Origin of the sequence: Longitalea arenae, from assembly GCF_016924755.1 — a bacterium.
Taxonomy (GTDB): Bacteria; Bacteroidota; Bacteroidia; order Chitinophagales; family Chitinophagaceae; genus Niastella; species Niastella arenae.
This window is the reverse complement of sequence record NZ_JAFFJX010000003.1, coordinates 307269-331533: the sequence shown is the minus strand read 5'-3', so window position 1 is coordinate 331533 and position 24265 is coordinate 307269. Positions and strand designations below refer to the sequence as shown.

Below are 24265 nucleotides of genomic sequence, written 5' to 3'. Positions count from 1 at the left end.
AGCTGATCCCTTTTAATTGATCGTGAACTATCCTGGAAAAACCAACAGAACAATTATGGATCAGCCAGTTTTTAATAAATTTTAAGCAGAGGGAGGATATTTTATCCTCCCTACTTTTTTTATAGAAACAGCGGGAAAGTAACCCGAAGAGTAAACGGCCAAACAACGTCACGTATTGATAAAACACCATGATTTGTTAATTTAATGATGATTATGAAAATTTTTCGCAACCTTCTTTTAATTTCTGCAGTAGGATTAACTACGCCGGTATTGGCGCAATACCCCAAGATCCCGCAGGATGTAAAAAAATGGTCAGATTCTTTATTGGAAGCCGAACGGCAGCATTCCGACGAGGCATGGGCCAAAGCTTTGCCAATCATTACCCAGGAGGCCAAACAGGGTAAACCCTATATTCCCTGGGCAGCCCGGCCCTATGATCTGCCGCAGGCAAATATTCCGGCCTTCCCCGGTGCAGAAGGTGGCGGTGCCTATAGCTTCGGCGGTCGTGGTGGTAAAGTGTTTGTGGTAACAAGCCTGGAAGACAGGGGCCCTGGTACCTTCCGCGAAGCGTGTGAGGCCGGCGGCGCCCGTATTGTCGTATTTAACGTAGCGGGTATCATTCGCCTGAAAAGTCCTTTGATCATCCGCGCTCCCTATATTACCATTGCTGGTCAAACAGCGCCCGGTGATGGCGTTTGTATTGCCGGCGAATCTGTTTGGATCAATACCCACGACGTGGTCATCCGGTATATGCGTTTCCGTCGTGGTGAAACCAATGTTGGCCGTCGCGATGACGCCATTGGCGGTAACCCCATTGGCAACATTATGATCGACCACGTGTCGGCCAGCTGGGGTTTGGATGAGAACATGAGCATGTACCGTCACATGTACAACGACAGCACCGGCAGCATTGAACAAAAACTCGGAACCGTAAATATTACCATCCAGAACTCCATTTTTGCGGAAGCGCTGGACACCTATAACCACTCTTTTGGCAGCACCCTGGGTGGCGAGAATTGTACCTTCATGCGCAACATGTGGGCGAACAATACCGGCCGTAATCCTTCCGTGGGCTGGAATGGAACATTCAATTTCGTAAACAACGTCGTGTTTAACTGGATGCACCGCTCTAGCGATGGCGGCGACTACCGCGCGATGTATAATTTCATCAACAATTACTACAAACCGGGTCCCGTAACGCCTAAAAATACGCCGGTAGGGCACCGTTTCCTGAAGCCGGAAAGCGGCCGCAGCAAATTAAAATACAAAGTATATGGCCGTGCTTATGTACATGGCAATATCATGGAAGGGTATGATGCGATCACCCAAAATAACTGGGCTGGTGGCGTTCAGGTAGAAGATGAGAAAGATGCCGGTGAATACACCGATTTCATCAAATGGAATGAGCCGCTGCCTATGCCGAAGCTTACCATCGTATCAGCTAACGAAGCATACGCCTATGTCATTAAAAATGCCGGCGCCACCCTGCCAAAACGGGATGCTGTAGACATTCGGATTGCAGAGCAGGTAAGAACAGGAAAGATCGCTTATAAAGAAAACGTTCCTTTGCCGGCAACCCAGTTCGAGCACCGGAAATTGCCGATCGATTCTTATAAAATGGGCATCATCACCGATCCTGCGCAGGTAGGTGGTTATCCTGAATACAAAGGCACTCCCTACAAGGATAGCGATAAGGACGGAATGCCCGATGAGTGGGAAGTAAAACATGGGCTGAACCCTAAAAATGCAGCCGATGCTTCCCAGGATAAGAACAAAGATGGTTATACGAATATTGAAGAGTATTTGAACAGCGTAGTGCCCATGAGCAACGTAAAGCCCGACGTTAGCAAAACTGCAAAAAAGTAATAGCTCTTTATAGCAGTCATGAAAAACAATATATGGGTTGACCTGTCTGGTGGACCTTGGTCTACCCGGCAGGTCAGCTTCATTTAATATATTCGCAGCTGAGTCATTTGATATCGCAGCATTGTTGGATCTCAGGTATGTCGCACTTTCAAAGTCTGTCACACCTGAGTGGTTCTAACAACATTTTTAATTACCGGCACCATGTTTTTAACGAACAAACTGATATATAAAGATCCTTCGGTACGAATTATCAAAAGATCATTCTTTGTTATCGGCCTGTTGCTGATGACAGGTGCAGGCTATTCCCAGAAAGATAAAAAAAGACCCCTTCCGCCCTTATCGTTCGTAAAAGGCAAACTTTCTTATGTGGCCGATTCCCTGGGCAACCGCATCCCCGACTTTTCCTTTTGTGGTTACCAGGCAGGTGATAAAACCATTCCCGATGCACCGGTTCGGATAGTGGTTCCCGTAAAAGCCGGCGACGCTACGCGGCGGATCCAGGCCGCTCTCGATTATGTGGCGGCATTACCCGCTGATAAAAATAATTTGCGTGGCGCTGTGCTCCTGCAAGCGGGGGAATACGAAGTGGCCGGCCAGCTGATCATCCGCGCATCCGGCGTCGTACTACGCGGCAGCGGTTTTGGCGCCGGTGGAACCATTGTAAAGGGCACGGGAAAAAACCGGACGACCCTTATTTCCATCGCCGGTAAGAACGACCGGCAATTAGCAACCGGGATAAAGCTTACTGATAAATATATTCCGGTGAACAGTACCACGGTAACTGCAGCTACCCCTAATAATTTTAAAGCAGGGGATAAGGTGATCATTCACCGCCCTTCAACCGCTGCCTGGATCGATGACCTGGGTACCGCACATTTTGGTGGTGGTATTACCGCCCTGGGCTGGAAACCCGGTCAACGCGATATTTACTGGGACAGAACCATTCTGTCTGTAAACAATGGGACCATTCAACTGGATGCGCCGCTCACCACCGCCCTCGATGAACGGTATGGCGGCGGCTTCATCGCTTCTTATAACTGGCCCGGCCGGATCAAGGAAGTGGGTGTGGAGAATCTTCGTTGTGTATCGGAATACGATAGCAATAATCCGAAAGATGAATCACATCGCTGGATGGCAATTACTATCGAGAATACTGCCGATGCCTGGGTACGGCAGGTAAGGTTCGAGCATTTCGCGGGTTCTGCCGTATATGTTGCGGAAACCAGTAAACGCATTACTGTTGAAGATTGTAAATCGCTGTCGCCCGTTTCAGAGATCGGCGGCCTGCGTAGAAATACATTTTATACCGCTGGCCAGCAAACGCTTTTTCAGCGTTTGTATGCCGAATATGGTTGCCATGATTTTGTAACTGGCTTTTGTGCGCCCGGCCCCAATGCTTTCGTGCAATGCGAATCATACAGGGCCTACGGCTTCAGTGGCGGCCTCGATAGCTGGGCTTCCGGGGTGTTGTTTGACCTGGTGTCCATGGATGGACAAGCCATCAGCTTCATGAACCGCGGCATGGATGGGAATGGCGCCGGTTGGAATATGGCCAATAGCGTGCTCTGGAATTGCGCTGCGGCCCGCATTGATTGTTATCAGCCGCCTACGGCGCAGAACTGGTCCTTTGGCAGCTGGGCGCAATTTGCCGGCGATGCTTACTGGGGCGAGTCGAACAATACCATCGATCCCCGCAGCCTGTATTATGCACAATTAAAAGAACGGCTCGGCGACGATATTTCAAAAAGAGCACAGTTGCTGTTGATCGAAACAAATGCAACCAGCAGTCCAACCGTAGCACAGGCAGCCGAGTTAACAGCTATATCAAAAGAACCGCAGCCTACGGTTTCCGCATTTATTGATGCCGCCGCGAAACGGCAACCCATACCGGTTTCAGCCGATGGGGTGAAGACGATCGATGAGATCGGATTTAAACAGGCGGCCATCGCGCCAACCGCTGGCCCCGCTATGCATATTCAGAACAGCTGGCTGCTGCGTGGCAATGCCGTATTAACGGGTACGCGGGTGGAAACACCCTGGTGGAGTGGCAGCGCCCGGCCTTATGCGCTGGACAAATCAAAACCTGCTATTACAAGATTTCTGCCGGGGCAAACCGGCAATGGCCTCACCGATGATCTCGGTGCACTCACCGATACCATGAAGGTGAAGCACCAGGTGGCTTTTGAGCAGAACTATGCATTATGGTATGACCGCCGCCGTGATGATCATGAGCGCATTCGCCGCATCGATGGTGATGTTTGGGCGCCTTTCTATGAACTGCCTTTTGCCCGCAGTGGCAAAGACACGGCCTGGGATGGTTTGAGCAAATACGATCTTACTCAATACAATCCCTGGTACTGGGGCAGGCTGAAAGAATTCGCCGACCTGGCCGATCAGAAAGGACTGGTGCTTGTTCATCAAAATTATTTCCAGCATAATATCATTGAAGCCGGCGCCCATTATGCCGATTTCCCATGGCGCCCGGTGAACAATATCAATAATACCGGTTTTCCCGAACCGGTTCCCTATGCCGGCGACAAACGCGTATTTATGGCAGAGCAGTTCTACGATGTAGATCATCCGGTACGCCGCCAATTGCACAGGGCTTACATTCGCCAGTGCCTGAACAATTTTACCGCCAACAACGGCGTGATCCAGTTGACCAGTGCAGAATACACCGGCCCGTTACATTTTGTACAATTCTGGATAGACGTGATAAAAGAGTGGGAACAGGAAACGGGTAAGAAAGCCCTGATCGGCTTAAGCGCTACCAAAGACGTGCAGGACGCTATCTTAGCCGATGCGGCCCGTGCTGCTGTGGTAGACCTGATCGATATCCGCTACTGGCATTACCAGGCGGATGGAACGGCATATGCACCGGCAGGCGGACAAAACCTGGCGCCCCGGCAACAGGCCCGTCAATTTAAACCGAAAAAGACCTCCTTCGAGCAGGTATACCGCGCAGTTAGAGAATACCGGGATAAATACAGCAGTAAGGCAGTGATCTATTCCGGCGATAGCTATGACAGCTATGGCTGGGCCGTATTCATGGCGGGTGGTTCACTGGCGGCTATTCCCGAAATGGCAGATGCTGGTTTTCTGGCTGCAGCAGCTACCATGAAACCGGTTGACAATTTAAATAAAGAACAATATACCCTGGCCAACCCGGGCAACGGTTATATCCTGTATGGTCAGGGTGATCTGCAAATTGATCTTACCGGTGTGCCAGGCAGTTATAAAGTGAAATGGTTCGATACACGTAATGGACAGCTGAGCGGAAAAGAAGAGAAGATAAAAGGTGGAAAGCTGGTAACCTTAAAGGCAAGGGAAGGCAATGTGGTTGCCTGGATAAGAAAAGCATAATCAGCTAATTTGCTAATGTGCTGATGTGCTCATTAAATACAAACTCTAAGTATACGATCAGTTATGTATAGATTTTTTTCGATAGTGCTATTGGCTGCTTTGGCAGCAGGTCTTGCTTTCCGCAAGCAGGATAATAAAGCAATGGATAAAGAAACAGGGGAGGAGCCGCTGAAACCATTGAAGGTATCGCCCAACGGCCGCTATTTTATGACCGCAGATGGTAAACCATTCTTCTGGTTGGGAGATACCGGTTGGTTATTGTTTTCAAAATTGAAACGCGAGGAAGCCATTCAGTTCCTGGATGACCGCAAACAAAAAGGATTCAATGTGATCCAGGTAATGGTGCTGCACCAAACCAAAGTGAAGAACGCTTATGGCGATGCCGCATTGAAGAATGGAAATGTTAGCACGCCCAATACCACACCGGGCAATGATCCGGATGATAGCACGCAGTATGACTATTGGGATCATGTAGATTTTATTGTAAAAGCCGCTGCCGAGCGGGGTATTTATATAGCCATGGTGCCGGTTTGGGGAAGTGAAGTAAAAGCAGGCCATGTCAAGCGCACAGAGGCCAAACAATATGCCGGCTTTCTGGCTGATCGCTATAAAGCGCAAAGCAATATTGTTTGGTTAAATGGAGGTGATATCAAAGGCACTGATTCCATGGCCGTTTGGAAGACCCTTGGCAAGACCCTGCATGAAAAAGATCCCGGCCACCTGATGACCTTTCACCCGAGGGGTCGTACAACTTCCTCGATCTGGTTCCATAATGAGCCCTGGTTACAGTTCAATATGTTCCAGAGTGGTCATCGCCGTTATAACCAGGATACCAGCAAGGGTGACCTGCATTTCGGCGAAGACAACTGGAAATACGTTGACATGGATTATCGCCGGAAACCAGCGAAACCTACTTTCGACGGTGAACCTTCTTACGAAGAGATCCCCCAGGGCTTACATGATTCCCTGGAGATCAGGTGGAACGATAATGATGTAAGGCGTTATGCCTACTGGTCGGTTTTTGCCGGCGGATGTGGTTATACCTATGGTAACAATGCGGTGATGCAAATGCACCGCCCGAAAGATACTGACGGCAATTATGGGGTTACCAATTATTGGTATGAAGCCATCAACGCGCCGGGTGCATCACAAATGGTGCACCTTAAGCAGTTGATGCTGTCAAGATCCTATTTCGACAGGGTGCCCGATCAATCCCTGATTGCAGGTGATGTTGGTCAAAAATACGACCGCCTTTTCGCGACCCGGGGAAAAAATTATGCGATGGTATATACATACACCGGCCGCACCATGCCGGTAAAAATGGACAGGTTCACCGGCAAAACCATAAAAGCATCCTGGTTCAATCCCCGCGATGGAAAGTATACCGACATTGGAACATTTGAGAACAAAGGCGTTCAAAACTTCGATGCACCCGGTGACCAAAAGGCGGGCAATGACTGGGTACTCTGTTTGGATTTCTAAGGTGAGCTTAGAACTGTGAACTTAGAACTTTGAACTGTATAAGTTAACGAGATACAATAATGCGAGTAGTAACATACATAGTTTGCCTTTTCCTGGTTAGTTGCACGGCACAAAAACCAGTGTACATGTTCACGTCGTTTAACGAACCGGCTACCGGGGGCTTGCGCTTCCTGTACAGCTATGATGGCTATAAATGGACAGATGTTGGCCGCACCTTTATAAAGCCCAGCGTAGGCTCCAAAGTAATGCGGGATCCTTCTATTGCCCGGGGCGCAGATGGCGAGTATCATCTCGTATGGACCAGCGGCTGGAATAAGGACAAAGGCTTCGGCTATGCCCATTCGAAAGACCTGGTGCATTGGTCGGAACCGGCCTTTATCCCCGTTATGGAAAACGACTCAAACGTCGTAAATGTTTGGGCGCCGGAGCTTTTTTATGATGATGAGAAAAAGCAGTTCATCATTGTATGGGCTTCTACCATTCCCTTCCGTTTTCCCAAAGGGCAGGAGGAAGAGAACAATAACCACCGCCTGTATTATACGGTGACAAAAGATTTTAAAACCTTTTCGCCTTCGAAATTATACCTCGATCCCGGCTTCAGCGTGATCGATGCCGTGATCGTAAAAAGAGCCCCTAAAGATTATGTGTTGGTACATAAAGACAATACCCGTCCCGAGCGCAACATAAAAGTGGCGTTTGGCACTGATCCCCTGGGACCCTGGGGCAAATCGTCGCAGCCCTTTACCGGTAATTTTACCGAAGGTCCGTCCGTAGCAAAAGTGGGTAAAGAATGGCTGATCTATTTTGATGCCTATCGCAACAAATCCTACGACGCTAAAAAGACCACCGATTTTATCCGGTTCGATTCGGCTGCCGTATCCATACCGAAAGGACATAAGCACGGGACGATCTTTACGACCAATAAAAAAGTTTTGAAGGGATTGTTGAGTGCGAAATGAACGACGAGTTGATTGGTTGGTGCCTTTGACTGGTTGATAGCATTGATAGGGTTGATGAGGTTGACAAAGTTGATTGAGCAAAATTGACCATTGACCATTCACCATTGACCATTCACCATTGACGAAAAAGTATTAAAATGATGATTCGTATTAAAAAGATATCAATAGCAGGGTTATTAGCGGCAGGCTGCCTGCATTCCATTGCCCAGGATACCGTGCGTTATGTAGGCACAACCCTGTCGAATGTAGATTATCACCATGGCCAGTTATCGCCGGCTGTGGGTGTGCACAATATCCAGACCATGCGCGCTAACCGGGATATTAAAGATTCTACTACCGGTTTTGGCTGGACCTACAACCATGCGCCCATGCTCACTTACTGGAACAACACCTTTTTCATGGAGTACCTCAGCAATCCCGTTGGCGAGCATATTCCGCCGGGACAATCCCTGCTGCAGACCTCCAAAGATGGTTATCACTGGACGGCGCCCGTGATTGTGTTTCCTCCCTATAAGATCCCTGACGGTACTACCAAGGAAGGTTATAACGGAGTGGCCAAAGACCTTACTGCGGTCATGCACCAGCGTATGGGCTTTTATGTTTCCAGCAAGAACAGGTTGCTGGCCTTTGCTTACTATGGTTTGGTGCTGGGGCCCAAAGACGATCCCAATGATGGCCATGGTATCGGCCGTGTAGTTCGCGAGATCTATAAGGACGGTAGTTTTGGACCTATTTATTTCATCCGCTACAACCATGCTTTCAATGCTAAAAATACCAGCTATCCTTTTTTTGAAAAAAGCAAAGACAAGGGTTTTGTAGAAGCCTGTAAAGAAGTGCTAAGCAATACACTGCTCTTACAGCAATGGAGTGAAGAAGCAGATCGCACCGATCCGCTGATCAGCCTGAAGAACGATAATTATAAAGCATTCAGCTATTATGAGCTGCCCGATGGCAGAACCGTAGGGCTCTGGAAGCTGGCGCTTACTTCTATTAGTCCGGATAAAGGCAAGACCTGGTTATACAACCCGGTGCGGGCGCCGCATTTTGTGAACAGCAATGCCAAGATCTGGGGGCAGCGCACGGCTGATGGAAAATACATCACGGTGTACAATCCTTCCGAGTTCCGCTGGCCTTTGGCGCTGTCGGTAAGCGATGATGGCCTGAACTATAAAAATCTGCTGCTGGTGAATGGCGAGATCACTTCCATGCGCTATGGTGGAAATTATAAAAGTTATGGACCGCAATATGTACGGGGGCTGGAAGGTGGCGCCCAATCGCCCGATGGCAATTGCTGGATAACCTACAGCATGAACAAAGAAGACATTTGGGTAACAAAAATTCCCATACCGGTAAAAGACAAAGTGGAAGCAGATGTAAATGATGATTTCACAAAACTGCCTGCCACCAGTGCATTGAAGGAATGGAATATTTACAGTCCATTATGGGCGCCGGTAGCTATTGAAAAAGCGGCCGATGGCACACAGGTTTTGGCTATGCGCGACAAAGATCCATTCGATTATGGTAAACTGGAACACGTATTACCAGCAGCTAAAAAAATGACCGCTGCATTTACGGTTATTCCGCAACAGGAAGACCATGGTAATCTGCACGTAGAATTCCAGGATGCAAAAGGCAATGCCGGGATCAGGTTGGTATTGGATTCAACCGGAAATATTTATGTAAAGGCAGGATACAGGAACAGGAATATTGGAAAATATAAAGCCGGTGAAGCTTGTGAGATCAGCATTTCACTGAATACGAACGCGCGCTTTTATACCGTAGCGGTGAATGGCAAACAGAGTGGCAACCAGATCTTCTTTGCCCCGCTGGAAAATGTGCAAAGGCTCGTATTCAGAACAGGTGATGTGCGCCGTTTCCCGGATGCCGATACCCCTACTGACCAGAGGTATGATCTGCCCAATAGCGGCGCTCATACGAAGGAAGCAGTTTGGTATCTCAGGTCGGTGAAAACGAAAAGAGATTAGCAGTGAGTGATGAAAACTTAAACCTGTAAGGTCTGTGGCGGCAACTTGCGGGGCGGATCGATATAACAGACCCGACAGGTCGAATTAAGAACAGACAGACCTGTCAGGTGGACGCAGTCCAATAAAAGTATAAGTTCCGGCTGTCCACCTTACAGGTCCGGGAACCACAATAAGCAATTCAAATGATGAGAAAACCAGTTTTACTATCGCTTTTGTTGGTGCTCTGCGCCGGTATCGCCGTTGCACAGAAGAGCAAAAGGAATGGCGGTATGGTGTTAAAGCCCGATCATTTCCGCCATTATGTGGATTATTTCAATAAAATGGAAGATGAGAATATCGCCCAGGCCATTCCCAATGCACAGTCCTGGGACTGGATGAAAGCGAATATTCCGTTGTTTGAATGTCCGCAGCAGAACTTTGAAGAAATGTGGTATTACCGCTGGTGGACATTGCGCAAACACATTAAGCAAACACCGGTAGGGTATATCTTTACCGAGTTCCTGGTGAACCGCAGTTATGCCGATAAATACAACCTCATTGCCAGTGCGCTTGGCCATCATATTTATGAAGCCCGCTGGTTGCACGACAATAAATACCTGAACGACTACCTGCATGTATGGTACCGGGGTAATGATGGCAAACCCATGAAGAAATTACATGGCTACAGCAGTTGGAATATAGATGCCATGTATAACCGTTACCTGGTGAATGGCGACAGCAGCTGGCTATTGAATATGCTGCCCGACCTGGAAGCCGACCATGCCGCCTGGGAAGTAGAAAAGCGCTTGCCCAGTGGTTTGTACTGGCAGGCAGATGTAAGAGACGGGATGGAAGAAACGATCAGTGGCGGCCGCAAGGAAAAAAATGCCCGGCCCACCATTAACAGCTATATGTATGGCAATGCTTTGGCGCTTTCCAAAATAGAAATGATGGCTGGCAATAAAGCAAAAGCGGAGCTGTATACATTGAAAGCAGACAGTATTAAAAAATTATTCCACCAGCTGCTTTGGAATGAGAAGGATACCTTTTTTGAAACGCGCAAGCAGGCAGATACGCTCGCCAATGTGCGGGAAGAAATTGGATTTATTCCCTGGTATTTCAATCTTCCGGAAACAGGGCATGAAGCTGCCTGGAAAAAAGTGACCGATGAAAAAGGTTTCTTCGCGCCATTCGGCCTGACCACAGCAGAAAGAAAACATCCCCAGTTCCGTAGCCATGGTTGCTGCCAGTGTGAGTGGGATGGCGCTGTATGGCCTTATGCCACTGCGCAAACCATGACCGCCATGGCCAACCTGATGAATAATTACAAACAGTCAGTTATAACCGATTCTGTGTATTTCCGGCATATGGAGCTCTATGTGGAATCGCAATATTACCGGGGCCGTCCCTATATCGGCGAGTACCTCGACGAAAAGACCGGTTACTGGTTGAAAGGTGACCAGGAACGCAGCCGTTATTATAATCACTCTACCTATAATGACCTGATCATAACTGGTCTGGTAGGACTGCGTCCCCGTTATGATAATACGATTGAAGTAAACCCATTGATCCCCGAGAACGAATGGAACTGGTTCTGCCTCGACAATGTAGCTTATCATGGCAAGGTGGTTACCATTATCTGGGATAAAGATGGATCAAAATATAAAAAGGGCAGGGGGCTTAGTGTTTGGGTGAACGGGAAAAAAGTGGCCGCTGCTGATAAGCTGCAGCGGGTAACGGGAACATTTTAATGACCTGTAAGGTTCGTCATCGTGTTCTGCATAATCGGAAAGCGCGATCGAGCCTGACAGGTCATTTGAAGAATTTGGAAATTGAACCCAATAGAAGTAATAATAAAAATGAAATCAATTATTAAAAGAAGTTTATTGCGGGCTTTGACTGGTGGTTTGGCATTGGCGGCTTTCCATGCAGCGAATGCACAGCAAACCGAAATTCAGTATCTGAGCGGCACAGGCAGCGACCAAACGGTTAACTGGCAATTCTTTTGTACCGCAGGCCGTAATTCCGGTAAGTGGACAACCATTCCGGTGCCTTCGAACTGGGAACAGCAGGGATTTGGAAAATATAACTATGGCCACGACAAAGATTCGGTTCGTGGAAAAGAGAAGGGTTTATATAAATACAATTTCAGCGTACCTGCTAACTGGCAGGGCAAAGCGGTAAAAATAACGTTCGAAGGTTCCATGACCGATACCGAGGTAAAGATCAATGGTAAACCGGCCGGGGACATTCACCAGGGTTCATTCTATAGCTTCTCCTATGATATTACAAAGCTGTTGAAGTTCGGTAAAAAGAACCTGCTGGAAGTGACCGTGAGCAAACATTCAGCCAATGAATCGGTGAACGGGGCAGAACGCCGCGGCGATTTCTGGCTCTTTGGTGGCATCTTCCGCCCGGTATTTTTACAGGCACTACCTGCCGGGCATATTGCACATGTTGCTGTGGATGCAAAAGCAAGCGGTGTATTTACCGCCAACGTAAAACTGGCAGCAGCCCAGGCCGATGAAGTAAGCGCACAACTGTATACAATGAGTGGCGAAAAAGTAGGATCCGCTTTTTCCACCCAAGTAAAAGCCGGGGATTCGCTTGCCACCCTGCAAACGAATGTAACATCCCCTGCATTATGGACACCCGAGTTCCCCAACCGTTACCGCGTTGTATTCACCTTACTGGCAAATGGCAAACCGCTGCATACCCTGCAGGAGAAATTCGGTTTTCGTACCGTAGAGGTGCGCGAAAGAGATGGCATTTACCTCAATGGCGTCAAAATAAAATTCAAAGGCGTGAACCGGCACTCATTCTGGCCTGCCACCGGCAGGGCTATGAGCGAAGCCATGAGCATTGCCGATGTGCTGATGATAAAGGACATGAACATGAACGCCGTGCGTATGTCGCATTATCCGCCGGATGCGCATTTCCTCAATGCCTGTGATTCGCTGGGCCTGATGGTGCTCGACGAACTGGCCGGCTGGCACAAAGCATACGATACGCAGGTTGGTACAAAACTCGTGCACGAAATGATCGCACATGATGTGAACCATCCGTCCATCGTGCTGTGGGATAACGGTAATGAAGGCGGACATAATTTCGAGCTCGATCATTGGTTCGATGAGCTGGATATTCAAAAACGGCCGCTGGTGCACCCCTGGCAGGTCTTCCGCGAGTTCGATACGCAACACTATATCAATTGGGATTATGGCAATAACACCCACCTGCATGGTCATAAAATAACTTTCCCCACTGAATTCTTACATGGCCTCTATGATGGCGGTTTAGGCGCCGGATTGGAAGATTACTGGGAGTTGATGTGGCGGCATCCTTTATCGGCCGGTGGTTTCCTCTGGGTATTCGCCGATGAAGGCATCGCCAGAAAAGACAAAAACGACAGCATTGATAATGATGGCAGTCATGCCCCCGATGGTATTGTAGGGCCCTGGCACGAAAAAGAAGGCAGCTATTATACTATCAAAGAAGTATGGGCGCCCGTGCATTTTGAGCAAAAAGATCTTACAGGTGCTTTTAACGGACAATTCCGCGTAGAGAACCGGTATCATTTTACCAATCTCAATCAGTGCCGCTTTACCTTTAAGCTGGCCTCATTGAATGGAAAGGATTCTGCTGTGGGCAATGTAACGGTACCTGATATAGCACCGGGTAACAGTGGGATCATTACCTGTAACCTGCCAGCAAACTGGCAGCAGTATAGCGTCTTGTATATAACAGCTTATGATGTACATCAACGCGAGATCTTTACCTGGAGCTGGCCTGTAAAACTTCCCACAACAATCGCTCAAACAATGGTTAAGCAGGAAGGTGGTGCAGCGGTAACAATAGCTGAAAAGGATTCATTGCTGATCGCCACTGCCGGCGACGTAAGCATTTCCTTCCATACAAAAACCGGTTTATTGCAAACCGTGCAGAATGGCAAAGGCATTATTCCCCTGACCAATGGCCCGGTGTTGGTGGATAGTGCTTCCGCAGGTTTTATAAAATGGAATACCCGCAAGGATGGCAATAACCAGGTGATCTCCGCTGAGTTCGCAAAGAAAAGTTTGGGCCAAACCCTGGAGTGGACCATTTATCCTTCAGGCTGGGTAAAAATGCAACTGAAATTTTTCCCGAAAGAATATGAGTCATCATTGATCGGCGTTAATTTTTCATTCCCTGAAAGCACTGTTAAATCAGTGCAATGGATGGGTAAAGGACCTTACCGCGTTTGGAAGAACCGGATGAAAGGCGGTACCCTGAACGTATGGAACAAAGAATACAACAATACTTCAACTGGTGAAGGTAAACTGATCTATCCCGAGTTCAAGGGTTATTATTCCAACCTGTACTGGATGAAACTGCATACGACTGGTCAGCCGTTAACGGTAGTGTGCAACAATGAAGACATTTTCCTGCGTTTGTTCACACCGAAGTTCTCGGTAACACCTTTCAATACTGCACCGGAGTTCCCCGGCGGTGATCTTTCTTTCATGCATGGTATTTCAGCCATTGGAACAAAATCACAGAAAGCAGAAAAGATGGGTCCCATGGGCGTAAAGAATATGTATTTCGACTATTGGAAAGATCCTATGCATGCAAAGGAGATAACCTTATTCTTTAATTTCTCTGGCAAAGAATAAACATGACAATTAAATTCAGGACGATATTATTAACAGGCATGCTGCTGATTATCTCAGCGGCATCTGCTGTTCATGCGCAGCTTGCCGTGCAGCACCTGCGTTGTGAAATGTTGAAAGATCCCCAGGGGATAGATGTGTCACAACCCCGCCTGAGCTGGCAGCTGGCGGGTAAAGCACGCAACATACAGCAGCAGGCTTACCAGGTCCTGGTAGCATCTACACCAGAGAAACTGGCTAAAGGCGAAGGAGATCTCTGGAATTCTGGTAAGGTAAATTCGAACCAGTCTATTAATATTGACTACAAAGGCAAACAGCTGGCCAGCCGGTTGGCCTGTTACTGGAAAGTGAAGTTATGGACCAATAAAGGCGAAACGAAATGGAGTGAACCTGCGCATTGGAGCATGGGTTTATTATCACCCAATGACTGGAAAGCAAAATGGATCGGTCTGGATAAAGCGATGCCCTGGGATAGTATGACCCAGTTCTCCCGCCTGAGCGCCCGCTATTACCGCAAATCATTTACCCAGCCGCTGGCTGTAAAAAAAGCCCAGGTATATATTTCCGGTTTGGGTTTATATGAATTGTATATTAATGGAAAGCGCATAGGCGACCAGGTATTGGCGCCGGCCGGTACTGATTTCAGAAGATCAGTTCTGTACAATACCTACGATGTAACCAAACAATTGCAGAAGGGAGATAATGTCATTGCTGCCGTATTGGGTAATGGCCGTTTCTTCACCATGCGTCAGAATTACAAACCTAAAAAGATCAATACGTTTGGTTTTCCCAAACTGCTGCTGCAACTGGAAATAGAATATACCAATGGGACCCGGAAAAGCATTATTAGCGATGGCTCCTGGAAAATGACGGCCGATGGTCCTATTCGTACCAATAACGAATACGACGGCGAAGAATATGATGCCACCAAAGAAATGCAGGGTTGGAACAATACAGGCTTCGACGATAAGAAATGGCTGCAACCGGAAATAGTGGAAGCACCCGCTGGCAGATTAACTGCCCAGATGCATGAGCCCATGAAAATTATGCAAACCATAAAACCGGTGAAGATCACGCCACTGAAACCCGGTGTCTTCATTATGGATATGGGCCAAAATATGGTAGGCAACCTGCAGATGCGCCTGAAGGCAGCGCCTGGCCGGCAGGTGAAATTGCGTTTTGCCGAAAGCCTGCAACCGAATGGAGAATTGTTTGTGGCCAACCTGCGCGACGCGAAGGTTACTGATAAATACACCGCCAAAGGCAATGGCGTGGAAAGCTGGCAGCCCAGTTTCGTATACCATGGCTTCAGGTATGTAGAGATCACCGGCTATCCCGGTACCCCAACCGTAAATGATTTTGAAGGCAAAGTGATCTATGATGACCTGGCCACTGCCGGAACCTTCGAATCCTCGAATGAAGTAGTGAATCAGATCCATAAAAATGCCTGGTGGGGCATTAGCGGCAATTATAAAGGAATGCCACTGGATTGTCCGCAACGCAATGAGCGCATGCCCTGGCTGGCCGATCATGCTGTTGGTTCGCTCGGCGAAAGCTTTTTGTTTGCCAATGGTAATCTCTATGCCAAATGGCTGCAGGATATTGAAGAAGCGCAAACCTCCGAAGGTTCCATACCCGATGTGGCGCCCGCTTACTGGAATTATTACAGCGATAATATGACCTGGCCCGGCACTTACCTGGTGGTTGCTGATATGCTGTACAACCAGTATGCGAATAAGCGGGTGATCGAAATACATTATCCCTCGATGAAGAAATGGCTGGTGTATATGCAGACCAAATTCATGAAGGATTTTATCATTTCCAAGGATAAATATGGCGACTGGTGTGTGCCGCCCGAATCGCCGGAGCTGATCCATTCAAAGGACAGCTTGCGCAAAACGGATGGTACGCTTATCGCAACTGCCTATTACTACCGCATGTTGTGGTATATGCAAAAATTTGCCGGCATCCTGAATAAACCGGAAGATGCCAGCGCATTTGCATCACTGGCCGGCCAAATTCAGGAAGCCTTCAATAAACGTTTCTATAACAGACAAAAAAAATGCTACGATAATAATACGGTAACCGCCAACCTGCTGCCGCTCTATTTCAACATTACACCCGATAGTTTAAAACAGGCGGTCTTTGGCAAAATAGCCCATAAGATCTGGTCAGAGAACCATGGCCATATCAGCACCGGCGTTATAGGAACACAATGGCTGATGCGTTGCCTGAGCGATTACGATCTGCCTGATCTGGCTTATACCTTGATCTCAGATACAACGTATCCATCGTGGGGATATATGGCCAGGAACGGCGCCACTACAATTTGGGAATTATGGAATGGCAATACCGCCAACCCCGGCATGAATTCACAGAACCACGTAATGCTGCTCGGCGACCTGCTGGTATGGATGTACGAGAATGCGGCCGGTATTAAATCTGATGATACGGCAACCGGTTTCAAAAAGATCATTATGAAACCAACGCCGCTGGATGGATTGCAATTTGTGAATGCTTCTTATAATTCGGTTCATGGCCTTATTAAGAGCTCCTGGAAAAATGAGATCGGCCGCTTTGTATGGAATGTAACAGTTCCCGCCAATACAACGGCGTTGCTCTATATTCCAGCCGATGATGTAAAAAGCATTTTAGAGAACAATAAACCGCTATCGGCCACAGAAGGCGTTCGCTTTCTGCGCATGGAAGCTAAGAAAGCCGTGCTCGAAGTTGGTTCGGGCGAATATGCTTTTGTCAGCAACTACAAATTGAAAAATGGCATTGTTACCGATGAATTCATTTTCAATAAGACCTCTTTCCCCGAAAGCCATGCAGCTACTATTGCTGAAACGCCAAAAGGACTGGTGACTGCCTGGTTCGGTGGAACGAAGGAAAGAAATCCGGATGTGGGTATTTGGGTAAGCCGCCAGGTCAACGATACATGGACCGAACCTGTTCAGGTAGCGGATGGCGTTATAAACGACACCTTACGCTATGCCTGCTGGAATCCGGTTTTGTTTCAGATCCCCAATGATGAATTGTTGCTGTTCTATAAAGTAGGGCCCAATGTGGCGGGTTGGCGCGCATTCCTGATCCGTTCTTCCGATAATGGAATTACCTGGAGTAAACCACAGGCGATGCCGGAAGGTTTCCTGGGACCGGTGAAGAACAAACCAGTGCTCCTGAGCAATGGAGACATTATTTGCCCTTCCAGCAAGGAAGGCAATGGATGGACCGTGCATTTCGAAGTGTCCTCCGATGCAGGCAAGACCTGGCGAATGGTAGGGCCTATCAATCCCGATAAAAAGATCAATGCTATTCAACCAAGTATCTTGGTGCATAAAGATGGTAAGCTCCAGATCCTGTGCCGCAGCAAAAGTGCAGCCGTAGCGGAATCATGGTCAGGCGACAACGGTAAGACCTGGTCGCCGATGGCATTGAGCGAACTGCCCAATAATAATTCAGGCACGGATGCGGTGACCTTGAAAGATGGCCGTCATTTGATCGTGTACAATCACGTGGCCACGCCGAAGGGGGCACCCAAAGGCGCCCGTACGCCCTTAAATGTAGCTATATCAACAGATGGTAAAAAATGGAATGCCGCGCTGATACTGGAAGATTCACCGGTCAGCCAGTATTCGTATCCATCCGTGATCCAGTCCGCCGACGGGATGATCCATATAGTGTATACCTGGCGCAGGCAAAGGGTGAAATATGTGAAGGTAGATCCGGCGAAGCTGGAGGTGAAGTCGATCGAAAGCTTTTCAAGTGGCGCAAAGAGTGGTGATGACGATTTGTAAAGAAGGAGTTCCAAGTTACAGGTTGCAAGTGGCAGGGGGCGGCATGCAATCCTGGGTTTTAAAAGACAGCCCTGTAACCTGGAACCTGTAACCTGAAACGGGTATTTGGCAACCGGTAACCGGCAACCGGCAACCGGTAACTGGCAACCGGTAACTGGCAACTGGTAACCGGCAACCGGTAACTGGTAACCGGTAACTGGCAACCGGCACCATAAGTTAAGAACCGAAAACAAAGAATGTAGAACCATCATGCAAGAGATATTAAAAATAAGTTTTCCGGGCAAGCTGGTGTTTGGTAAAGGCACCCTGGCACAACTGCCCGACGAAATAGTGGCTTTATCGGCCAGCCGGGTTTTAATAGTGACCATTTCACCATTGCTGAACCAATTGAGTGAACTGATCAAAACACTCGAAGCAAAAGGCGTTAAAGTGCTGGTAAATACGAGCATAACGCAGGAACCATCCTTTGCCGATGTGCAACAGCTGCTGCAGGAAGTAAATGCGTTCAATCCCGATCTGGTGGCAGGTATTGGCGGCGGCAGTGTGCTGGATGTGGCGAAACTGATCGCAGCGCTGGTGGGCAATGAACAGGGGCTGAGAGATATTGTCGGGATCGGTTTCCTTAAAAGCAGACCAAAGAAACTGATCTGTTTACCGGCTACTTCCGGTACCGGCAGTGAAGTGTCGCCCAACTCGATCCTGGTAGATGAAACCGATAATCAAAAGAAGGGGATCATCAGTCCATTCCTGGTGCCCGATATAGTGTATGTAGATCCGTTGTTGACCATGAGCGTGCCATCGGCTATTACCGCAGCAACCGGTTTAGACGCGCTGACGCATTGCCTGGAAGCCTATACCAACCTCTTTGCACATCCCCTGATCGATGTCTACGCTTTTGAAGGCATGCGCCTGATCGCCGGGCATATTATGCGTGCTGTAAAAAATGGTAACGATGAAGAAGCCCGTACGCAGGTAGCGATGGGCAGTCTCCTCGGTGGATTTTGTTTAGGTCCGGTAAATACGGCAGGTGTACATGCTTTGTCGTATCCGCTGGGCAGCACTTTTCATTTGGCCCATGGCCTGTCGAATGCGCTGTTGCTACCTTATGTGATGGAATTTAATTATGTGGCAGCGCCCAAACGGTATGCTGATGTGGCCATTGCATTGGGTTGTGAGCGGCAGGCAGACGATGTGAAGACCGCTCTGAAGGGTATTGAAAAGATCAGGGAGCTGATCAGGGATTGTGGTATTCCGGCCCGCTTGCGCGATGTAGGTATTCCGAAGGAAGCGATACCGCAAATGGCTGCCGATGCCATGAAGATCACCCGCTTGTTGAAGAACAATCCAAGGCCGGTGACTGAAGCAGATGCCATTGAAATTTTTAACGCAGCTTACTAACCATGTTACATAATAAAAAATACAAAGGCGTAGTGGTGCCGGCAGTAACGCCGCTGACCGCCCGGCTTACATTAGACGAAGGCGCTGTGGAAAGGATGCTGGCTAATTTTCGCAAACATCATGTTGCGCCCTTTATCCTCGGAACGACCGGGGAAGCAGCATCGCTGCCTCAACAGATAAAACAGGACTATCTTAAAACCGCCGCCCGGTTGAAACAACCGGGTGATGTATTATATGCCGGTATTTCTTCCAACGTATTGGAAGAATCGATCGCTTTTGCCAACCGCTGTTTTGATGCGGGGGTGGATGTAGTAGTGGCGACCCTGCCAAACTATTATCCGCTAACGGCCGCACAAATAAAAACTTATTTTGAACAGCTGGCCGAGAAAGTGCCCGGTCCATTGATGATCTATAATATTCCGCCTACCGTACATATGTCCATCCCATTAGAGATAGTGGAAGCATTGAGCCATCATCCCAATATCGTGGGTTTGAAAGATTCTGAACGCAACGAAGAACGCCTGCTGGCCGCCTTGCAACTCTGTGCACAGCGAAATGACTTCAGCTATTTTGCCGGATGGGCAGCGCAATCTGCGCAAACCCTTCTGAAAGGTGGTGATGGCATCATCCCCAGCACCGGCAATTTTGCCCCCGGAGTGTATGAAGAATTGTACAAGGCAGCAGTCAATGGGAATGCAGAAATAGCCAATGCATTGCAAAAACAGTCGGATGTCCTGGGCAATGTATACCAGGGCGGTAAAACCCTGGGTGAATCATTATGGGCATTAAAGGTGTTGATGAAAAAAGAAGGTCTCTGCGATACGTATATGATGCCGCCATTACACCAGTTGCCTGTTGAAGAAGAACAGAAAGTACTTAATAACCTGGAAGCCGTATCGGGTTACCGGACAAGTAAAATAAACTAAGATGCAAAAACCAATTATAGGAATTACTATGGGTGATCCGGCCAGCATAGGACCGGAGATAGCTGTTAAAGCATTATTGAATGACCGTATCCATGCCATTTGCCGGCCCTTGCTGGTAGGTGATGCCGGTGTGTTCAATGATATCGTAAAACGGTTGAAGCTTCCGGCAAAAGTGAACGCCATCACTGCTGTGAAGGATGCCACCTTTATACCGGGCACCGTTGATGTGTTCGATCTGAAGAATGTGGATCCGGGCAAACTCGTCTTTGGCGAGATCTCGGCCATGGCAGGCGGCGCTTCCTTTGATGCCGTAAAGAAAGTGATCGAGCTGGCGATGACAGGTGAAGTGGACGCTACTGTAACTGGCCCAATCAATAAAAAATCGATTAACGAGGCCGGGCATCACTTTGCCGGTCACACCGAAATATATGCGCATTACACCGGCACAAAGAAATACGCCATGTTGCTGGTAGAAGAAAATATGCGGGTTATACATGTGTCAACCCATGTGTCCTTACGCGAAGCCTGCGACCTGGTTAAAAAAGACAGGATCATCCAGGTGATCGAATTGTTGCACAACGGTATTTTACAGTTGGGTGCTACCAATACAAGAATCGGGGTGGCCGGCTTAAACCCGCATGCAGGTGATTCCGGTTTGTTTGGTACAGAGGATGACGGGGAGATCAAACCGGCTGTGGAAGAAGCGCGTAAGCTGGGTTATGATGTAGATGGCCCCGTACCTGCAGATACCCTGTTTTCCAAATCAGCTACCGGTTATTATGGTGGGGTAGTGGCCATGTACCACGACCAGGGACATATCCCTTTTAAACTGACCGGCTTTCACTGGAATGCCGAGAAACAGCAGATGGATAGTGTGAAAGGCGTGAACATCACTATGGGATTACCGATCATCCGCACTTCGGTTGATCACGGAACCGCTTTCGAGATCGCGGGTAAAGGCATTGCCAGTCCTGATGCAATGGTACTGGCCATTGAAGCGGCCGTGCAATTAAGCAAACACCGCATTAAACAACAAAAAACAGTGTAATGATAGTGGTGATAGCTGATGATTTTACCGGGGCGGCAGAACTGGCGGGGATTGGTGTTCGCTATCGCCTGAATGTGGAGCTGGTCACTGAGGTAAATAAAGACACAAAAGCAGATCTGCTGGTGATCGCGACCGATACCCGTTCTTTGCCACAGCTGGAAGCGGTGCAGATCATGCAAGAACATACGAAAGCATTGCTGGCCCTGCAACCGGCGCTGATCTTTAAAAAGACAGATTCCGTATTGCGCGGCCATGTGCTGGCAGAATTACGGGCGCAATTGTCGTTGACCGGTTTTGATAAAGCGCTGCTGGTAGCGGCTAATCCTGCATTGGGAAGAACGATCGTGAACGGTACCTATTACCTGCACGGAAAGCCGGTACATGAATCCAGCTTTTCAGATGATCCAGATTTTCCCATTGCCAGCTCTGCGATCGTTGATATGTTGCGTTGCAGGAACTTTCCGGTTCACATCCAGCGACCGGAAATTAGTTTGCCTGCAGCGGGAATTATTGCAGGCGAAGCCAGCGACACAGGCGACCTGGATGCCTGGGCGGCAAAAATGGATAACAGCACCTTGCTGGCAGGCGCCTCGGGCTTTTTCACTGCCATACTTGAAAAGCTGCTGGCGGGCAAAAGATCCGGCGATCCAAAGGTGCTGCCAAAAGAAGGTGAGGTGACGAGTTTATTTGTATGTGGAACCACCTTTGCCAATAGCCGCCATGCTATTAAAAAGATCAAGGCTGCTGGTGGGCCGGTATGTTATATGCCCAATGACCTGGTGCTGTCGGCGCAGTTGGACGCTACCAGCTATGTGAAATGGGCCAATGAAGTGGTGGCCCGGCTGAATACCCATCGGAAAGCGATTGTGGCCATCCATGAAGATGCAACCAGGGATGCCGCAGTGGATCCCAGCCTTTTAAAGGATAAAATGGCGGGCTTGGTGTTTGAAGTGCTGCAGCGCAGCAAGGTGCAGGAACTGATCGTGGAAGGCGGCGCTACTGCCTGGGCGCTGATCAAACAGGCCGGATTTACCCGCTTTTTTCCGGTGGAAGAAATGGCGCCGGGGGTCGTGCGGATGCAGACAAATCATACCGGTTTGTTCATAACCGTTAAGCCAGGCAGTTACCAATGGCCGGATGGGCTATGGAATTTTTAATCAGATTGTTTTTTTTTATCTATTGCCATATGCAGAAAATATCATTGCATTTAATTGACTATATCATCATCATCAGTTTCCTGGTGGTGACCTTATATGTTGGCTTCCGGTTTGCGCGCCGGCAAACTTCGTTGAAGTCCTTTTTCCTGGCGCAGGGCCGGGTGCCAGCCTGGGCGATCGGGATGTCGCTGCTGGCCACGCTCATCAGCAGTGTTACCTTTCTTGCCTATCCCGGGACCGGATTCACCAGCAACTGGATCTTATTGGTACAGGGCCTGATGGTGCCGGTCGTTTTGTTAGGCACCATCTGGTTCATTGTTCCCTTGTACCGCAAAGTGATCGGGTTAAGCACCTACGAATATTTTGAAAAACGCTTCGGCGCCTTTGCTCGCTATTACAGCTCCCTGGCATTTGTGCTGCGCCAGTTCTCTTCTATGGGAACCGTCTTGTTCTTACTGGCATCTGCGCTCGATTATATGATTGGTGGCAATACCATGATCATGATCCTGATCATTGGTTTAATTATCATTGCGGTGAACCTGATGGGGGGCATTGAAGCCGTTATCTGGCTCGATGTATTCCAGGGCTTCATGCTCTTTGCTACCGGTATAATATGTTTAACCGTGATCCTGTTCTCGACAGATGGCGGCGCCCCGGCTGTTTGGCAGATCGCCAAAGCCAATGGCCGGACGGGGTTTGGTCCATATGATGCAGATCTTACCAGGCTTACTTTCCTGGTCATGGCCATCAATGGCGCTTTTTACGCTATTCAAAAATATGGTACCGATCAAACTGTGGTGCAACGTTACCTGACGGCAAAAACCGACAAAGGCGCTATCAGGGCTTCGCTTATGGGCATATTATTGACAGTTCCCGTGTGGATGTTGTTTATGTTCATTGGTACGGCCCTGTTTGCGTATTATCAGCAGCACAGTTTGCCGGAAGGGATCCGCGCCGAACAGGTGTTTCCTTATTTTATTGCAACAAAGTTACCGGTAGGGATAACCGGACTCATTCTTTCCGCCATGATCTCTGCAGCCATCTGCAGTTTGAGTGCCGATCTGAACAGCCTGGCTGCTGTAGGGGTGGAGGATTATTATAAAAAGATGCGCCGTAATCTACCGGATAAAGACTATTTAAAAGCGGGTAAATGGACGGTAGTGATCTCGGGACTGATCGCCATCGGCATCGGCGCCTTATATATCAATGCTGGTAGTGAGGGCGTCCTGGGTATTGTGTTCACTTTATATGCGATCTTTTCCGGCGGTATTGTCGGTATTTTCCTGCTGGGTATTTTTACCGCCCGTGCCAACCGGCAGGGGATCACCATTGGCATTATTGCCTGTATCCTCTTTACGGCATATGCGTTTTTGACTTCTACCCGTATCGGGACGGGCGAAGAAAAACACCTCTTGCTTGATCTGGGTGATTACAATTTCAAACACGATAAACTTATGCTGGGAGTGTACAGTCACCTGGTAGTGATTGTTGTGGGGTATATTGCCAGTCTTTTCTTTCCCAAACCGGTGCTGGATAAAAACCTCCTGTACTCGGGCTGGAAAGAAGCAAGAAAAAACGGGCAGAAAGAGCGGGTCGCTTTACGGGCAGTATGAAGGCAGTTTATGGTTTGTGGTTTATAGTTTAAGGTTATTCAAT

General features: G+C 48.5%; 13 protein-coding genes. All 13 read left to right on the top strand.

Translation table 11 applies throughout. From position 1 onward, the window contains the following. The first annotated feature begins 213 nt into the window (after positions 1-213). The 13 genes from JT717_RS10075 to JT717_RS10015 all read left to right on the top strand — a co-directional run bounded on the left by JT717_RS10075 (position 214) and on the right by JT717_RS10015 (position 24222). Positions 214-1866: a pectate lyase family protein gene (locus JT717_RS10075; protein WP_240347953.1), complete on the top strand. Its 1653-nt coding sequence runs from the start codon at positions 214-216 to the stop codon at positions 1864-1866. Between the two features lie 201 nt (positions 1867-2067). Further along, positions 2068-5229 (top strand): DUF6298 domain-containing protein, encoded by a 3162-nt coding sequence (locus tag JT717_RS10070; RefSeq protein ID WP_205510080.1) that lies wholly within the window; start codon positions 2068-2070, stop codon positions 5227-5229. A 63-nt stretch (positions 5230-5292) separates the two neighbouring features. Then, positions 5293-6711, top strand: a complete 1419-nt coding sequence (locus JT717_RS10065) for a glycoside hydrolase family 140 protein (protein ID WP_240347951.1) — start codon at positions 5293-5295, stop codon at positions 6709-6711. A gap of 125 nt (positions 6712-6836) precedes the next feature. Further along, entirely contained in the window at positions 6837-7670 is an 834-nt protein-coding gene (locus tag JT717_RS10060; protein ID WP_240347949.1) for a glycoside hydrolase family 43 protein, read from the top strand. Positions 7671-7807: 137 nt separating this feature from the next. Further along, entirely contained in the window at positions 7808-9655 is a 1848-nt protein-coding gene (locus JT717_RS10055; RefSeq protein WP_240347947.1) for a sialidase family protein, read from the top strand. A 182-nt stretch (positions 9656-9837) separates the two neighbouring features. Beyond that, a complete protein-coding gene (locus JT717_RS10050) occupies positions 9838-11385 on the top strand; it encodes an MGH1-like glycoside hydrolase domain-containing protein (RefSeq protein ID WP_240347945.1) in 1548 nt (515 codons plus the stop codon). A 108-nt stretch (positions 11386-11493) separates the two neighbouring features. After that, positions 11494-14283: a glycoside hydrolase family 2 protein gene (locus JT717_RS10045; RefSeq protein WP_240347942.1), complete on the top strand. Its 2790-nt coding sequence runs from the start codon at positions 11494-11496 to the stop codon at positions 14281-14283. Positions 14284-14321: 38 nt separating this feature from the next. After that, on the top strand, positions 14322-18080 hold the full coding sequence (locus JT717_RS10040) for a family 78 glycoside hydrolase catalytic domain (protein WP_240347940.1): 3759 nt from the start codon (positions 14322-14324) through the stop codon (positions 18078-18080). Positions 18081-18329: 249 nt separating this feature from the next. Then, positions 18330-19478, top strand: a complete 1149-nt coding sequence (locus JT717_RS10035; RefSeq protein ID WP_205510077.1) for an iron-containing alcohol dehydrogenase — start codon at positions 18330-18332, stop codon at positions 19476-19478. Positions 19479-19480: 2 nt separating this feature from the next. Then, entirely contained in the window at positions 19481-20404 is a 924-nt protein-coding gene (locus JT717_RS10030; RefSeq protein WP_205510076.1) for a dihydrodipicolinate synthase family protein, read from the top strand. A 1-nt stretch (position 20405) separates the two neighbouring features. Further along, positions 20406-21452 (top strand): 4-hydroxythreonine-4-phosphate dehydrogenase PdxA, encoded by a 1047-nt coding sequence (pdxA, locus tag JT717_RS10025; protein WP_205510075.1) that lies wholly within the window; start codon positions 20406-20408, stop codon positions 21450-21452. Further along, entirely contained in the window at positions 21452-22609 is a 1158-nt protein-coding gene (locus JT717_RS10020; protein WP_205510074.1) for a four-carbon acid sugar kinase family protein, read from the top strand. The genes pdxA and JT717_RS10020 overlap by 1 nt, the downstream gene beginning before the upstream one ends. Before the next feature lie 29 nt (positions 22610-22638). Then, the gene (locus tag JT717_RS10015; RefSeq protein ID WP_240347938.1) at positions 22639-24222 is read left to right on the top strand and encodes a sodium:solute symporter family protein; all 1584 of its coding nucleotides are present in this window, start codon (positions 22639-22641) and stop codon (positions 24220-24222) included. Positions 24223-24265 lie beyond the last annotated feature (43 nt).

Bases quoted from the DNA above. Each gene is read 5' to 3' on its own strand.
- JT717_RS10075 (WP_240347953.1), top strand. From the start codon at position 214: ATGAAAATTTTTCGCAACCTTCTTTTAATTTCTGCAGTAGGATTAACT.
- JT717_RS10070 (WP_205510080.1), top strand. From the start codon at position 2,068: ATGTTTTTAACGAACAAACTGATATATAAAGATCCTTCGGTACGAATT.
- JT717_RS10065 (WP_240347951.1), top strand. From the start codon at position 5,293: ATGTATAGATTTTTTTCGATAGTGCTATTGGCTGCTTTGGCAGCAGGT.
- JT717_RS10060 (WP_240347949.1), top strand. From the start codon at position 6,837: ATGTTCACGTCGTTTAACGAACCGGCTACCGGGGGCTTGCGCTTCCTG.
- JT717_RS10055 (WP_240347947.1), top strand. From the start codon at position 7,808: ATGATGATTCGTATTAAAAAGATATCAATAGCAGGGTTATTAGCGGCA.
- JT717_RS10050 (WP_240347945.1), top strand. From the start codon at position 9,838: ATGATGAGAAAACCAGTTTTACTATCGCTTTTGTTGGTGCTCTGCGCC.
- JT717_RS10045 (WP_240347942.1), top strand. From the start codon at position 11,494: ATGAAATCAATTATTAAAAGAAGTTTATTGCGGGCTTTGACTGGTGGT.
- JT717_RS10040 (WP_240347940.1), top strand. From the start codon at position 14,322: ATGCTGCTGATTATCTCAGCGGCATCTGCTGTTCATGCGCAGCTTGCC.
- JT717_RS10035 (WP_205510077.1), top strand. From the start codon at position 18,330: ATGCAAGAGATATTAAAAATAAGTTTTCCGGGCAAGCTGGTGTTTGGT.
- JT717_RS10030 (WP_205510076.1), top strand. From the start codon at position 19,481: ATGTTACATAATAAAAAATACAAAGGCGTAGTGGTGCCGGCAGTAACG.
- pdxA (WP_205510075.1), top strand. From the start codon at position 20,406: ATGCAAAAACCAATTATAGGAATTACTATGGGTGATCCGGCCAGCATA.
- JT717_RS10020 (WP_205510074.1), top strand. From the start codon at position 21,452: ATGATAGTGGTGATAGCTGATGATTTTACCGGGGCGGCAGAACTGGCG.
- JT717_RS10015 (WP_240347938.1), top strand. From the start codon at position 22,639: ATGCAGAAAATATCATTGCATTTAATTGACTATATCATCATCATCAGT.